This window comes from Vibrio chagasii, assembly GCA_041879415.1.
Lineage (GTDB): Bacteria > Pseudomonadota > Gammaproteobacteria > Enterobacterales > Vibrionaceae > Vibrio.
In genome coordinates this window covers 3,051,851-3,067,787 of record CP090851.1, presented here as the reverse complement: position 1 = coordinate 3,067,787, position 15,937 = coordinate 3,051,851, and the positions used below count along the sequence as shown (strand labels likewise).

Genomic DNA, 15,937 nt, shown 5'->3' with positions numbered 1-15,937 from the left:
GAATCTTACGATTCGAATTGGTCACTCAGTTCATTGAAATCAAGTTGAAACCGAAGTTTCATTTTTTGATATTCATCAACGAGTGCCCACACAGATTGATAGGTTTAAATTGTTAAAGAGCTTAACTTCTTAAGCGTTCCTTTTTAGTAAGGAGCCTCTCGAAGTGGACGGCCATTCTAGCGAATTAACATTCAGTGTCAAACACTTTTTGAAAATTAATTTTTTGTCGCTTTCCGTCTTACTGATTATTGCTGAAGCCTTATGGCGCCTGCCGTCTCAGTGGGGTCGCATTATAGGGAACCCTTTCAGCTTAGCAACTACTTTTTCATAAAAAATGAATAAATAGAGGTTAAGTGTCTAATAGTTCACCTAAATATAAAAAAGAGAGCATTTCTGCTCTCTTTTTGCACTAAATCTAAGGGAATTATTAGATAAACGCGTAAGCATCTGCGTACATATGGTCACGCTTTGCTTCTTTATTTTGTGTAAATAGGTCTCTTGCTGCGCCTGCCATTTCAAAACGACCAGCAATATAGATATCAAAATCAGCCAGTGATTCAAAGCTTTGTGTAATAGCTTCAAGCACATTACCAGTTTGGCCATGCCAAACTTCCGGCGCCTCTTCTACTACAGGTACGAAATGTACATTGCTATGCTTTTCTGCAATATCAACAAGCTCTTCTTTCGCGTATAGCTGGCACTCGTCTTTTGCACCCCAGTAAAGGTGAATCTCTTTCTTGCTGTTTTGTGCAATGCAGTGATCCAGGATCGAACGTACATAGCTAAAGCCCGTACCACCAGCAATCAATAGTAGAGGGCGCTCGCTCTCTTCTTTAATCCACGCATCACCGTGTGGCGCATCAATCGCGATATCGCCATCTTCAGCTTGTGCCTTTTTCATAGCTTCAACTACTTCTAATGCATAAGCATTGTGTTCAGCTGCACCAATGTGTAGTTCTAGTTCACCTTCATGGCGACAAGGGCTGCTCGCAATTGAAAATGGACGCTTATCTTTCTCACCCATTTCAACCATCAGGTACTGACCAGCTTTAAAGGCAACTGGTGTCTCTGGGTGAAGCAGGATTTGGTAAGTGTTACAAGCCAAAGGCTCGATAGACTTAACTTTACATTTAATAGTCATGTTCTTCCTCTCACTAACCCTTAATCGGCAAAGGTTAGAACTAAATTACTTTCTGCAAATGCTTGGCAAGCGAAAATCCAACCCTGTTGCTGCTCTTTCTCTGTAAGCATGGGTTCAAGGTGGTAACTCACTTGCCCTTCTAATTTTTTGCACATGCACATAGCACATGCGCCAACTTGGCAACGGTTAGGGAAATAGATATCGCTGTTGAGCGCAGCATCCAAGACCGTTTGCCCTTTTTCTACGGTGAAACTGATGTTTTCTGGATACAAGACTACTTGGTAGCTCATAAAATTCCTAGTTGTTCCCAGATGCTATCAATCTTTTTGACCAGCTCAGGGTCTTTTGTGATTGGAACGCCCCACTCACGCAAGCATTCACCTTCCCACTTATTGGTGGCATCGAGACCCATTTGGGAGTGCCCTGTTTCATCCTGAAGGAACAGGGTATCTCTCGCAGGGTCCATTCTGGTGGTTACCGCCCAGATGATGTCGTTCCAGTCACTCACGTTAACATCACCATCGCAAACAATAACGAACTTGTTCTCATCAAATTGAGACCAAACCGCATCCATGATTTTCTTACCATTACCTGCGGCTTGTTTATCTATCGATACCACAACCATGCTGGCATTGTCATTCTGCAGATGAATATCAAGAATTTCAGGGTGAGCTTTGGTTAATTCAGCCAAACCACCTTCGATATGGTCACTGTTTTCTGGTGTAGATGGCACATCAGGCGACAACGCTAACTCAGCATCCCACTTCTTAGTGATGTCTAAGCCCATCTTAGAACCTAGCCCAACGACCGGTGATGCAAAGTCCAACGAATCAATTGGCGTGTTCTCTATCATCAAGGTATCACGAGACGGATCCATATGTTTGCACATAGCGGCCGTAACTTGTGACCAGTCACGAGCGTTAACATCCTCATCGCACACCAATACAAACTTGGTGTACATGAATTGACGTAAGAAAGACCATACCCCCATCATCACTCGTTTAGCATGACCAGGATACTGCTTCTTCATAGTCACCACAGCCATTCGATACGAACAACCTTCAGGTGGTAGATAGAAGTCTTCTATCTCTGGGAATTGCTTTTGAAGAATAGGAACAAACACTTCATTCAATGCAACACCCAGTACCGCTGGCTCATCGGGCGGGCGACCTGTGTATGTGCTGTGGTAAATAGGGTTCTCACGCATGGTTACATGAGTAATGGTAAACACGTTGTGCTTTTCTTTCTCGTTGTAGTAACCGGTGTGATCGCCGTAAGGCCCTTCGTCAGCAAATTCATTAGGGTCAATGTAACCTTCCATCACGATTTCAGCACTCGCTGGGACTTCTAGGTCGTTACTGATCGATTTAACCACTTCAGTTTTGCTGCCACGTAACAGACCAGCAAACGCGTATTCCGATAAGGTATCTGGCACTGGCGTTACCGCGCCCAGAATCGTCGCAGGATCCGCGCCAAACGCGACAGATACTGGGAACGGCTTACCTGGGTTCTGTTCAGCCCAATCACGTAGATCCAACGCACCACCACGGTGAGCCAACCAACGCATGATAATTTTGTTCTTACCAATCTTTTGTTGGCGGTAGATACCTAAGTTTTGGCGTTTCTTGTTCGGGCCGCGGGTAACCGTTAAACCCCAAGTAAGTAGTGGCGCGACATCGTCAGCCCAACAGCTCATTACTGGGATTTTATCTAGATCCACCTCGTCACCTTGCCACACGACTTGCTGGCATGCTGCTCTACGAAGACGCTTAGCCGGCATGTTCAATACTTGCTTGAACACAGGCAACTTATCAATCGCGTCTTTAAAACCTTTCGGCGGCTCTGGCTCTTTTAAATAAGCCAATAGCTTACCCACTTCGCGCAGTTCTTTAACTTCCTGACGGCCCATGCCTATCGCTACACGATTAGGAGTACCAAATAGGTTGGTTAAAACAGGCATGTCATAACCTACCGGGTTCTCGAACAGAAGAGCCGGGCCACCAGCACGTAGAGTACGGTCGCTAATTTCGGTCATTTCATAGTCTGGGTCGACTGGGTGAGAAATGCGTTTCAACTGACCAATGCTTTCAAGATGGTCGATAAAATCACGTAAATCTTTAAAACTCATAGAACTTCTACATGCTGATTATTCTGCGCTCAGTATATCAAAAAGGGGCATCGTGAGATCCCCCTTTTTAGTAAGGTTATTGAGAGATAAAACCCAGTTAAGGAAGCACTTGTTGGATCACTGAGCTTTTGACTTGTGGGTTGTCACTCACGAGCTCTTGTAGCCAATTAGTGTGTCCTTGCTTGGCTAACTCACGAGCGACCAATGGCGCATCATCAGCAATCGCCATGCGAGAAACTAAAAAGTCTTTCACCTCTTCTGAAAGTGGGTTTACTCTCGTCAGCAAAGTAATCGCTTCTTCTTTTAATCTTGGGTTTTTCGTTGCAGCCATCACCTGCTCTAAGGCAAATGGGGATTTACTCTCAGCGAGACGAACCAACTCAGCTTGGCTATGATAATCGGCCTTCATCTTCCATAGGATTTGATAGACATCCGGGTCTTCGCTCACTTGTGCCAATCGAACCACTACTTCGGTAGAGGGTAACCAGCTGACTATTGGTGACTCTGTTAGCTGTTTTGCTAAGTAATTCACTGCCTCTGGAGACAAGCTATCCAATTCTCTTATGAGTAGCGCTTCTCGAGTTTGGACCTGATGCTCAGACCCAGTTAGCCACTCTTTAAGGTTGAGGTTCTGTTTCTCTGCATCGAGCACAAACACCAATGTATTTTGGTCAGCGCGGAATTGTTTGATTAAGCGGTTTGCTATCGAAGGATAATTAAAGGCTGGTACCGTAAACTCATAGCCATCACCACGCTCTAATACTTGGTAGGTTGGCGTAATAGCGAGCTGTTGCTCCACAAAGATAGACATCTTAGGTGTGAGTACGATTTTTTGCTGTTCGATCTTCTTCAAGAGTTGGTAACGAGCCACCTCTTGCTGGGGAAATGTCAGGCGCTCAAGTGCAAAGCGTAACGAATTCACTTCATCACGCACGACAAGCTCAAGCAATTCAGCAGTTTTTAGTTTTACTTGATCATTCTCAAGCCAAGACTCTACTGTATGTGGAGACATCTCGGTGGCATTAACAATACCGACCGGTGAAAGTAACAGTGAAGTAGACAAGAGTAATGATGACAACAGTCCATGTTGCATTTTAACTTCCTTGTAACACTTTTGGTCATTCTGCAAGCTGACGCTACAAAATGCAAATAAAAAGCGCTACCCGAGGGCAGCGCTTTCTAATAACTATCAGCTAATCAAGATTACTGACGACGCATAGCGTCAAAGAACTCATCGTTCGTTTTCGTCATTGCTAGCTTGTCGATAAGGAATTCCATTGCATCGATTTCGCCCATTGGGTGAACAATCTTACGCAGGATCCACATCTTCTGTAGTTCATCATTCTTAGTAAGAAGCTCTTCACGACGAGTACCAGAGCGGTTGAAATCAATCGCAGGGAATACACGTTTTTCAGCAATCTTACGGTTAAGGTGCAGTTCCATGTTACCTGTACCTTTGAATTCTTCGTAGATAACTTCATCCATCTTAGAACCAGTATCAACCAGTGCTGTAGCGATGATAGTCAAGCTACCGCCTTCTTCAACGTTACGAGCTGCACCGAAGAAACGCTTAGGACGGTGAAGTGCGTTTGCGTCTACACCACCAGTTAGTACTTTACCTGATGAAGGTACTACCGTGTTGTATGCACGCGCTAGACGAGTGATTGAGTCCAGAAGGATAACCACGTCTTTCTTGTGTTCAACAAGACGCTTCGCTTTCTCGATAACCATTTCTGCTACTTGTACGTGGCGAGATGCTGGCTCATCGAATGTCGAAGCAACTACTTCACCTTTAACTAGGCGCTGCATTTCTGTTACTTCTTCCGGACGCTCATCGATAAGTAGAACCATTAGTTCACACTCAGGATGGTTGTGAGCGATGCTTTGTGCGATGTTTTGCAGAAGCATTGTCTTACCCGCTTTTGGCGGAGCAACAATCAAGCCACGCTGACCTTTACCAATTGGAGATGCAAGGTCAAGGATACGAGCTGTGATATCTTCTGTCGCACCATTACCACGCTCCATAACCATGCGTTCGTTAGCATGTAGAGGGGTAAGGTTTTCAAAAAGGATCTTGTTACGAGCGTTGTCTGGTTTGTCGTGGTTTACCGTGTTTACTTTAAGTAGAGCAAAGTAACGTTCGCCATCTTTAGGTGGGCGAATCTTTCCGGCAATTGAGTCACCAGTACGTAGGTTGAAACGACGAATCTGACTTGGTGATACGTAGATATCATCAGGACCCGCTAAGTACGAGCTGTCTGCGCTACGAAGAAAACCAAAACCGTCTTGCAGAATTTCAAGAACACCGTCACCGAAGATGTCTTCACCACTTTTTGCATGTGCTTTAAGGATAGCGAAGATAATGTCCTGTTTTCTTAGACGAGCTAGGTTTTCAAGGCCTAGGCTTTCGCCAAGTTTAACAAGTTCAGACACAGGTCTGTTCTTCAGTTCTGTAAGATTCATTGTGGTGGATGCTTGTTTAGTCAAAATAAGATCTGTTTTCTAGTTAAGAGGGATTCGGTCACAGGATCGACCAAGAAGAGAAATTCGTTCAATTAACGTGCGATAAATTAGCACTAAAACTAAGACTAGTCCATAGCTTAGAAAAAACAAAACCGTGCATTTGTTAACTGCACGGTTTCTTTATCAAATGCTCACCTGATTATAGGTTAGCGTCTAGGAACTCTTTAAGTTGAGTTTTAGACAATGCACCAACTTTAGTCGCTGCTACGCCGCCATCTTTGAAAAGAAGAAGCGTTGGAATGCCGCGAATACCAAACTTTGGTGGTGTTCCAGCATTTTGGTCGATATTAAGTTTACCGATAGTGAGCTTGCCTTCGTACTCGTCTGCGATTTCATCAAGAATCGGCGCAATCATCTTACAAGGGCCACACCATTCTGCCCAAAAATCAACAAGAACAGGGCCTGCAGCGTTGATCACATCGTTCTCAAAACCGTCATCAGTTAGCTGCAAAATCTTATCACTCATCTTCCACTCCAATGTATTTTTTAGAACTGGTTGGATGATAACCAGTAAATAGATGCCCTATTGGAATGTATTTACTTTCGTATTGCAAGCTTAAGCTGATATTCTATAGCAATGAAAAAGACGCATATCACAGAGCAAAAGTTCGCCGACTTGGATTTACATCCGCAAGTCATTGAAGGATTGGAGAAAAAAGGGTTCGATTATTGTACCCCTATCCAAGCCTTGGCGCTCCCGGTACTGCTCACCGGCCAAGACATTGCAGGCCAGGCCCAAACGGGTACTGGTAAAACGCTTGCGTTTCTTACTGCTACTTTTAACCACCTACTAAAAACACCTGAGCATGAAGGGCGCAAGCCTAACCAGCCACGTGCGATTATTATGGCACCTACGCGTGAACTCGCGATTCAGATCTTCAACGATGCTGAATCTCTAGTGGCAAGCACTGGTATCAAAGCAGCATTGGCTTACGGTGGCGAAAGCTACGACAAGCAGCTCGGTAAGATCGAAGAAGGCGCAGATATCTTAATTGGTACCACTGGCCGTATTATCGATTTCTACAAGCAAAAGGTATTTAACCTTAACCACATTCAAGCAGTAGTACTGGATGAAGCAGACCGTATGTTCGATCTTGGCTTCATTAAAGACATCCGCTTCTTGTTCCGTCGTATGCCTGAGCCTAAAGATCGCTTGAACATGCTGTTCTCTGCGACTTTGTCTTACCGCGTACAAGAGTTGGCTTTCGAACACATGCACAACCCAGAGCATGTTGTTGTTGAACCAGAGCGTAAAACAGGCCATCGTATTAAAGAAGAGTTGTTCTACCCTTCTAACGAACACAAGATGGCACTGCTACAGACACTAGTAGAAGAAGAGTGGCCAGAGCGCGCTATCATCTTCGCTAACACTAAGCATAAGTGTGAATCTGTTTGGGGCCATTTGGCTGCCGATGGTCACCGTGTTGGTCTACTGACTGGTGATGTACCACAGAAGAAACGTGAAAAGATTCTTGAGCAATTCACTCAAGGTGATGTTGACCTACTGGTTGCAACCGATGTTGCTGCTCGTGGCCTACACATTCCTCAAGTAACGCACGTATTCAACTTCGATCTACCTGACGATTGTGAAGATTACGTTCATCGTATCGGCCGTACAGGTCGTGCTGGGGCAAGTGGTCACTCGATCAGCTTTGCTTGTGAAGATTACGCAATCAACTTGCCACCAATCGAAGAATACATTGAGCACGCGATCCCAGTATCTGACTACGACGCTTCTGCACTACTAGAAGATCTACCAGCACCATTGCGCTTACGCACACGTAACCCGCAACAACGCCGCTCAAACAACAATGGCTCACGCAACGGTAACCGTAAACCAAACCAGAACCGTCGCCCACGCCAACCGCGTCACAACAAGGAAGCTTAGTCGCTTATGAGTCAAACAGTGTCACCCCCGCTTTACGCTGCAATCGACCTCGGGTCGAACAGTTTTCATATGCTCGTTGTGCGTCATATCGATGGCAGCGTACAAACCATGGCTAAGATTAAGCGCAAAGTGCGTTTAGCTGCAGGCTTAGATGAAAATAATGCGCTTAGTACCGAAGCTATGCAGCGCGGTTGGGACTGTTTGAGTCTCTTTGCAGAGCGACTACAAGACATTCCGAAAGAAAATATCCGCATTGTTGGTACAGCGACCCTACGTACCGCAACCAATGTGGATATCTTTCTTGAGAAAGCGAACCAGATCCTTGGCTACGACATCAATGTTATCTCCGGTGAAGAAGAAGCAGCGACTATCTATAAAGGCGTGGCACACACTTCTGGTGGCAGCGGCCGCCGACTGGTAGTGGATATTGGTGGCGCAAGTACCGAGATGATCATCGGCGAGGGTTTCTCAGCAAAAGCACTCACTAGCCTAAAAATGGGCTGTGTAACATGGCTTGAGCGCCACTTCAAAGATCGCCAATTAACCGCAACCAACTTCGACAACGCGATTGAAGCAGCGAAATCTACCTTAGCTCCTATCTTAGAGAGCTACACAGATATCGGTTGGGATGTGTGTGTTGGCGCTAGTGGTACCGTTCAAGCACTGCAAGAAATCATGTTAGCGCAAGGCATGGATGAGGTTATCACTCATACCAAACTTAAGCGCTTACAAAAACAAGCGATGATTACTGAGCGCTTAGAAGAACTAGAAATAGAAGGGTTAACTCTGGAGCGCGCTTTAGTGTTCCCTAGCGGCCTTTCTATTCTGATTGCTATCTTTGAACTGCTTAAAATCGACTCGATGACACTCGCAGGTGGTGCACTTCGTGAAGGCCTTGCCTACGAGATGGTTGATGAACTTCGCCAAGATGATATTCGTGCTCGCACTATCAAGAGCGTTCAATCACGCTACCAGATGGACGTAAGCTACGGTGACCAAGTCGCAGCAGCTGCGCAGACTCTGTTAGAGCAAGCAGGCGGCGAAGCTTGGGTGTCAGAACCTCAAGCTGGTGTCCTACTGCAAACTGCAGCCAAACTTCATGAAATCGGTTTAACCATCGACTTCAAGAAAGGCGGTGAACACAGTGCTTACCTACTGCAGAACCTAGATTTACCTGGTTTCACCCGCGCACAGAAACACTACCTAGGTGAATTAACACGACGCTACCGTGAACAGCTAACGTCACTGCCAGAACAACACGCAGTCTCAGGCACAAGCAGTAAACGTATCCTACGTATTCTGCGTCTAGCGATTCTGTTAACGCATCGTCGTAACCCAGAGCTAGAGCCTGAGTTTATGCTGACCGCTGACGATAATAATCTGACTCTAACACTCTCTAAGCAATGGCTAGCCGACAACCCGCTAACCGCTGCAGAGCTTGAGATTGAATCGAATCGACAAACAGACATTGGCTGGCCACTGACGATTGCTGAGCAATAAAGCTCAAGCTTAAATCAGCCGCAACAGATATTCGAAAGCTCCCTATCACGGGAGCTTTTTCGTTTATGTCTCACGGCAACCCTCTTAATCCATCACCTCAAATATTTAACTCACGCACACCTTTTAGAATTCACTCGAAAATTACAACAAATTCATCACATTATGTAATAGAGTTAATAAGGTGAATATAGAACGCAGGATGCCGTTTGAATGCAGGAGAAAGGGATGCTTGAGAAGAATTCATGTTTTAGTGTCGATGAGTGGCTATTCGTTCCAAATGAAGGGCAAATCCTCTTCGCCGAAAGAACGGTAACCATAGATAAGCGGTTAACTAAGCTACTTGAATTTTTGTGTCTCAATCCTGGGCAAACTCATACCCGAGACGAACTCATCAACAACGTCTGGAGCGGTATGATTCTTAGTGACCAAGTGGTCACACAAGCGGTGTTTGAGCTGCGTAAGGTTCTGAAGCAAAACTCTCAACAGCACAACAGCTACATCATTACTGTGCCGAAACGTGGCTATAAATTTGAAGCAGACGTAATACAAAGCAAAATCGAGACAGACCAAGTCGCTGAACCGGAACCATCATCTGCTCAGCCATCCGCTCCAGAAGAATCGCCACCGGCAGGTAAACTGCCCCCAACTGATGTCAGTAAGCAAACTAAGCCCAATAAAAGAAACCTGATGATTGGTTTACTGCTTGGCGCTATCGTTGTTATGGAGTCTGGCTATATCCTTTATTCGGCATCGAGCAGCACGCCAGATGAGAAAGTCGCACCTGCAACCCAACTCCGACACTATGAGTTTCGTTATGTCATGTTGGATATCAGCGATGACGTCAAAAACGACCCGGTTTTATACGGTACTATCACCAAATTCATTGAGTACTTGAGCGCTTACAGTGGCATACGCATAGTCCACAGTGAGCCATTACAAAAGATTGCGGCAATCAAACTCACCTTTGGTACGAGCCCAAGTCGAGACGGCAAACATACTCGCCTCACCATGCGTTATCACAATAACATCTCTGACCAATCGCACCTCAACCGCCGCTACCCAACGGAGCTACCAGAGCTGCACCACACACTCTATCGTATGGTCGATGACATACTAGACGCTCTGTATATCAAGGTGCCGAAAGAGGAGCTCACAGAGAGTATTTCACAACTACCAATGACGCCCGACGCATTAAAATACACACTCAGTGGTCTTGGAGTACTGTACAACGAGGCAGAGTTACCAATGGTGATGGACTACTTTGCAAAAGCTCAACAAGCTGACCCTAGTAATGATCTTGTTTTCGTTGCCAATTACATAGGCAAGGTAATGAACACCTTCTACGCTTCTTCGGGCAGTAAAAAGCAAGCCATTGCGACATTGAATCAAGAAGCTAAGCCAAGGCTCGAGCGTTTACTCGCGGAAGGGAAACTGGCGCGCGCCTATGACGCCAACGCCATCATCGCCCTTTCTGAGGATGACCCAGAAAAAGCGATGAGGATTTTGTTGTCGATGCCACCGCAGAATCAGTCGATATTGACCTACCTACTGCTTGCGAAAGCGGAAGAGTCTCGCGGTAATGCGGGAGCAGCAAAAGAGCTGTACATCAAAGCAACGCAAGGCAACTCTTCTCTCAAAGCAATACAGATGGCCTCACCACTGTTTTTCGACAGTAACCTAGAGCCTCTTCTGAAAGAATTAGAGTAATAACCTCTATAGAACCTCGCTGTGTTGTAAGGCGCGCTCTTCTACTCGTTCGTTGTCTGCGTTGGAAGCTCTTTGCGCCTTGTTAAGCTGCCTATCCAGTAAGATATGGCAGATTTCGAGCGTTAGTCCAAACGCTAAAGCAACGTACAAATAGCTTTTGTCCACATGTAACCCATACCCTTCGACAACCAGCAAACCACCTAATAAAATCAGGAATAAAAGGGCGAGTAACTTCAAGCCAGGATAAGCGGTAATGGTTATTTGAATCTTTTCAGCAACCGCCAACATGATGATTGCAGAGATAACAATAGCTGCAATAATGATCTCTACATTGTGGACCAAAGCCACTGCAGTAATCACCGAGTCGAATGAGAACACTGCATCGATAGCAATAATCTGTAGCACAACCATAGTGACACTGGTTTCGAGTGCGTTCTTCTCTTTTTTCTCTTTTACTAGCAACCAATTCAATAGCTCTTTAAAGCTCTTCAATAGCAGGAAGCCACCACCAACAATCAAGATAAGATCTTTACCTGATAGGCCGCGCTCAAAAACGGTAATAAAGGGTTCGGTGAGCGACATCAGCCAGGTAACCGAGAATACCAATCCAATCCTCGTAACAACCGCTAAGCCAATACCAAGATTACGAATACGGCTTCTTAGCCTCACGGGTAACTTCTCGACCAAGATTGAGATGAAGATAATGTTGTCGACTCCCAGAATCACTTCCAGTAGTAAAAGCATGCTAAATGACGCGAGATAATCAACGTACATAATCACCTCGGGCTTTGATGGCATTCATCCTAGCCGCAGAGAGAAGTGGCTCAACCATTAGCCACAGTAGGATCAATTGAGTAATAAATAGAGTTAGCATGGTTATGATGGCTCCACATTATTACGTGTGCAAACAGTGTTACGCGCTCCAAAATAGCCCTGCTTTTTTAGCTTTAGAAAGCAGAACACCGTCAGTTTTATGGTAATCAGTATCATCAGTAATCGAACCAAGTTGTGAATGGCCGGCCATTCTACGAATTGGCGAAATGGCTTCATCACCAAAGCGTTACCTATAGATAAAAGGGATATAACAGAAATATAAAGAGCCACATATCAAACACTTAACCACATATAACAAGCCCATGATTAACGATTACTCTGTTTGGAAAAACTCGAACTAAAAAGGAAAATAAAACCATAATGGTTTAATGATGTATTGAAAACGAGTGGCCACAATAATGCAGCCTCAACTATTTAGAGGTTACTATGCTTAGCTACATCGACACCATTTTTGCGACATTAAAACAGTACGACTTGCTACTTGCTTTGCTGTTCATTCTTATCTATTGGGTTCTTAAACACTCTACGGAAAAAGCCATTCAGGCACTCGCAGAGACAAAAACCGTCAATGCGACACGCACTGCTTTCATCAATCGCTGCTTTAATATCATTTACTTCGGATTCTTGTTCGCGACCTATTTGATTGTCAGCGGCATCGGCTACGGCAACTTTTCGATTTTTATCTCTTCAGTGTTCACGGTTATCGGTGTCGGTTTTATCGCTCAGTGGTCAATTCTCAGCAACATCACCGCCAGTTTCTTAATCTTCTTTGTCTTCCCCTACCGTATTGGAGACTCAATCATTGTGGCCGACGGAGATGGTATTGAAGGAAAAATACTCGACATAAAGATGTTCCATACCCTAATCCGCCATCCAGAGGGCAATGTGATTACCTACCCTAATTCACTGCTACTACAAAAAAGCGTGACTAAGGTGAGCCCAAAGAACTCGAAATATAAGGTATCAGTGCCAAGAAAGAGTAATAAGGATGCAGGGGCTGGTGTTGAGACAGTGCTTGAAGGTCAAGCTTAGTGGATCTGAAATAGAAAGGAATAAACAAAGAGGAACGAAAGGCGGTTATTCAGAGATGACCTTGAATAACCGCACTTCCATCTAGCTAGGCGTTAACACCTGTCGCTTTAAAGTCAGGGTTTACAGCGGTTAGCTTCTTAACGATGTAGTTCAGAAGCACACCGTACATAGGAACAAACAAACCTAGGCTGATGATAAGTTTGAAACCGTAATCAACCAGTGCAATCTCCGTCCAATGTTCAGCCATGAATGGATCTGGGCTTTGGTAGAAAGCGATCGCAAAGAAAGCGATGGTATCGATAGCATTACCAAAAAGCGTTGAACAGGTTGGCGCGATCCACCACTGCTTAAGCTGACGCAAGCGGTTGAAAACATGAACATCTAAGATTTGTCCAAGCAAGTAAGCCATGAAACTTGCAGCAGCGATACGTGCAACAAATAGGTTAAATTCACCCAGATGGCTAAAGCCTTGGAATTGCCCCTCAAAGAACACCACCGACAAGAAGTAAGAAACCGCCAGTGCAGGCAACATCACTAAGAAAATGATTTTACGAGCAAGCTGAGCGCCAAAAATGCGAACGGTCAGGTCTGTTGCTAAGAAGATAAATGGGAAAGTGAAAGCACCCCAAGTGGTGTGCATACCGAAGATGGTAAAAGGTAGCTGAACCAAGTAGTTGCTTGACGCAATAATCACTAAGTGGAACACAACTAATAATGCTAGGGCTTTGCGCTGTTGCGCAGGGGTAAAGTTACTCATGCTGTACCTTTTTAGTTTGGTTTGGGGGTGAGGGAACCCAAATCGAGTCATTTCTCTATCGAAACAAAGAAAGCTCTTACCAATAATGTGAATGAAAAATGTATCTATCATTTGCTCTATCGAGCGGCGGGCGATTATACATTAATCAATTTTAGCTGCAACGGTGAGAATAGACGCAAACGTTTATTCTCACTTTTATTGCTAGAAGGTGTTTGAAGCTCAGTAGCGAGAAACCAGGTTTAGAGGCAATGTTAACAGTTAGAAGCCACGCTTGAACAAAGCGGCTAGATAATCGAACTCTTCACGGCTCGCTTCTGGACTAAGAGATTCAAACCACACAGATTCACTGTAGTGCTCTGATTTTAAGAACATCTGGCACCCTTCAAAATCCACCAGCCATGAGTGTATGTCAGCATCCCACTGCTTTTCAACAACCGTAGCCGATAACAAGCTAACGAGGCGTTCGCCAATTTCAGGGTAAGAGTCGAAGTCAAAGCTCGGTGTTGTCACCAATAAGCGCCCTTCTTCTGCTAAATACTCTCTTAAACCAAATTCCATTTATTACCTCTGCTATTAGCCGTGTGTTGTGATGTGTTCTTGAATCAAATCTAGGAATGGGTCGGCGTATTTGTCGAGCTTACGCTGACCAACACCATTTACCGCCAACATTTCACCGTAAGACGTCGGCAGAACTTCTGCCATATCAATCAATGTTGCGTCACTGAATACCACGTATGGTGGTAAGCCATCTTCATCGGCAATCGACTTACGTAGCTTACGCAGTTTGGCAAATAGCTTTTTATCGTAGTTCTTGCTGCTTAGCTTATCTGACTTAGCATTGCGTACCGCAGTGTCTAGACGAGGTACCGCTAACTCTAGCGACATCTCACCACGCAGCAGTGGGCGCGCCTCTTCAGTTAACTGCAAGGTTGAGTTGCGTGTGATGTTTTGGAACAACAAGCCTTTATGAATGAGCTGACGGAAGATACTGATCCAGTAATCATGGCTGTGGTCGCGGCCAATACCGTAAGTTGAGAGCTTATCGTGACCATTGTCGCGCACGCGGATATTCTGCATACCACGCATCACTTCAACGACGTAGCCCATACCAAACGACTGATTCACACGGTACACACAAGACAACGCCTTCTGCGCCTCTTGAGTCGCATCAAAGTGTTTTGGCGGATCTAAGCAGATATCGCAGTTACCACATTGCTTCTCACGATATTCGCCAAAGTAGTTGAGCAGTACCTGACGACGACAAGTTTGCGCTTCAGCAAAGGCACTCATCGCATTCAGCTTGTGCATCTCAACCTGCTTTTGCGGACCTTCTTCTTTCTCATCCAACATACGACGCAGCCAACCCATATCAGCAGGGTCAAACAGCATCATCGCTTCGGCAGGCAAGCCATCACGGCCTGCACGGCCAGTCTCTTGATAGTAAGACTCAATGTTGCGTGGAATATCAAAGTGAACCACAAAGCGTACGTTAGGCTTATTGATACCCATACCAAACGCCACCGTCGCAACAACAATCTGAATATCATCACGCTGAAAGGCCTCTTGAACGTAAGCGCGTTCGTCGGTGTCCATACCCGCGTGATAACCCGCAGCACGAATACCGTTGTTGCACAGCTTCTCTGTGACCATCTCAACTTTTTTACGGCTACCACAATAGATGATGCCGCAATTGCCCTTCTGAGTTTCTAGGTAGCGAACCACCTGAGACACTGGCTTGTGTTTCTCGACAAGGTTATAGCGAATATTAGGACGGTCGAAGCTACCCAAATAGGTATGTGGATCCACCAGCTGCAGACGCGAAACAATATCTTTGCGCGTTGCATCATCAGCGGTTGCCGTCAGCGCCATGTAAGGCACGTGCGGGAAATACTGTTTAAGCTGACCAAGTGACGCGTATTCCGGGCGGAAGTCGTGTCCCCATTGAGAGATACAGTGCGCTTCATCGACCGCAATCATCGAAAGCGGTAAACCTTGTAGGCGTTCAATAAAATCACGCATCAACACACGCTCTGGTGACACATAAACCATCTTGAGCTGACCTGAGTTCATGCGATTAAACACACTCAGTAGCTGGTCACGTGGCATGGAAGAGTTAATACACTCGGCTGCCACACCATTGGCTTTCAACTGATCGACTTGGTCTTTCATCAACGAGATAAGCGGTGAGATAACCAAAGTCAGTCCTTCACGGACTAAAGCTGGGATCTGGTAACACAAAGATTTACCACCACCCGTCGGCATTATCACCAAGCTATCTCGACCTTGAACAGCCAAATCAATGACCTCTTGCTGACCATCGCGAAAGCTTTGATAGCCAAATACATCTTCGAGGATGTTTTGCGCATCATTCGCGGGTGTTGGTGTTTGCTCAGCAATCAGAGTGGCGGTCATTGTGGTTCCTAATCG

General features: G+C 45.4%; 14 protein-coding genes. 4 read left to right on the top strand and 10 right to left on the bottom strand.

Translation table 11 applies throughout. The annotated features are described in order from the left end of the window. Positions 1-427: 427 nt before the first annotated feature. From fre to trxA, 6 genes are all read right to left on the bottom strand, one after another. Positions 428-1,141, bottom strand: coding sequence for an NAD(P)H-flavin reductase (gene fre / locus L0991_13810; protein XGB62429.1), 714 nt, complete (start codon positions 1,139-1,141; stop codon positions 428-430). Positions 1,142-1,161: 20 nt separating this feature from the next. Continuing rightward, positions 1,162-1,431 (bottom strand): 2Fe-2S iron-sulfur cluster-binding protein, encoded by a 270-nt coding sequence (locus L0991_13805; GenBank protein ID XGB62428.1) that lies wholly within the window; start codon positions 1,429-1,431, stop codon positions 1,162-1,164. After that, the gene (ubiD, locus tag L0991_13800) at positions 1,428-3,269 is read right to left on the bottom strand and encodes a 4-hydroxy-3-polyprenylbenzoate decarboxylase (protein XGB62427.1); all 1,842 of its coding nucleotides are present in this window, start codon (positions 3,267-3,269) and stop codon (positions 1,428-1,430) included. The genes L0991_13805 and ubiD overlap by 4 nt, the downstream gene beginning before the upstream one ends. A 97-nt stretch (positions 3,270-3,366) precedes the next feature. Then, positions 3,367-4,362, bottom strand: coding sequence for a hypothetical protein (locus L0991_13795; GenBank protein ID XGB62426.1), 996 nt, complete (start codon positions 4,360-4,362; stop codon positions 3,367-3,369). Between the two features lie 110 nt (positions 4,363-4,472). Continuing rightward, complete coding sequence (gene rho / locus L0991_13790) at positions 4,473-5,732, bottom strand: transcription termination factor Rho (protein ID XGB62425.1); 1,260 nt, start codon at positions 5,730-5,732, stop codon at positions 4,473-4,475. 199 nt (positions 5,733-5,931) lie between these two features. Then, entirely contained in the window at positions 5,932-6,258 is a 327-nt protein-coding gene (gene trxA / locus L0991_13785; GenBank protein XGB62424.1) for a thioredoxin TrxA, read from the bottom strand. Between the two features lie 111 nt (positions 6,259-6,369). On the opposite strand from trxA, the gene rhlB reads away from it, so the two are divergent. The 3 genes from rhlB (at position 6,370) to L0991_13770 (ending at position 10,887) form a co-directional block, all read left to right on the top strand. After that, positions 6,370-7,680 carry an ATP-dependent RNA helicase RhlB gene (rhlB, locus tag L0991_13780; protein XGB62423.1) on the top strand — a complete coding sequence of 437 codons (1,311 nt, stop codon included), beginning with the start codon at positions 6,370-6,372 and terminating at the stop codon, positions 7,678-7,680. Between the two features lie 6 nt (positions 7,681-7,686). Further along, positions 7,687-9,180 carry a guanosine-5'-triphosphate,3'-diphosphate diphosphatase gene (gppA, locus tag L0991_13775; GenBank protein ID XGB62422.1) on the top strand — a complete coding sequence of 498 codons (1,494 nt, stop codon included), beginning with the start codon at positions 7,687-7,689 and terminating at the stop codon, positions 9,178-9,180. Between the two features lie 225 nt (positions 9,181-9,405). Continuing rightward, positions 9,406-10,887: a winged helix-turn-helix domain-containing protein gene (locus L0991_13770; GenBank protein ID XGB62421.1), complete on the top strand. Its 1,482-nt coding sequence runs from the start codon at positions 9,406-9,408 to the stop codon at positions 10,885-10,887. A 6-nt stretch (positions 10,888-10,893) separates the two neighbouring features. Here the strand turns inward: L0991_13770 and L0991_13765 are convergent, their stop codons facing one another. Next, entirely contained in the window at positions 10,894-11,685 is a 792-nt protein-coding gene (locus L0991_13765; protein ID XGB62420.1) for a TerC family protein, read from the bottom strand. A 462-nt stretch (positions 11,686-12,147) separates the two neighbouring features. On the opposite strand from L0991_13765, the gene L0991_13760 reads away from it, so the two are divergent. Next, positions 12,148-12,753, top strand: a complete 606-nt coding sequence (locus L0991_13760; protein XGB62419.1) for a mechanosensitive ion channel family protein — start codon at positions 12,148-12,150, stop codon at positions 12,751-12,753. Between the two features lie 85 nt (positions 12,754-12,838). Here the strand turns inward: L0991_13760 and L0991_13755 are convergent, their stop codons facing one another. The 3 genes from L0991_13755 to recQ all read right to left on the bottom strand — a co-directional run bounded on the left by L0991_13755 (position 12,839) and on the right by recQ (position 15,922). Then, the gene (locus L0991_13755; GenBank protein XGB62418.1) at positions 12,839-13,510 is read right to left on the bottom strand and encodes a 7-cyano-7-deazaguanine/7-aminomethyl-7-deazaguanine transporter; all 672 of its coding nucleotides are present in this window, start codon (positions 13,508-13,510) and stop codon (positions 12,839-12,841) included. A 258-nt stretch (positions 13,511-13,768) separates the two neighbouring features. Beyond that, positions 13,769-14,068: a DUF3630 family protein gene (locus tag L0991_13750; GenBank protein XGB62417.1), complete on the bottom strand. Its 300-nt coding sequence runs from the start codon at positions 14,066-14,068 to the stop codon at positions 13,769-13,771. A 15-nt stretch (positions 14,069-14,083) separates the two neighbouring features. Further along, positions 14,084-15,922, bottom strand: a complete 1,839-nt coding sequence (recQ, locus tag L0991_13745) for an ATP-dependent DNA helicase RecQ (protein XGB62416.1) — start codon at positions 15,920-15,922, stop codon at positions 14,084-14,086. Positions 15,923-15,937: the final 15 nt, after the last annotated feature.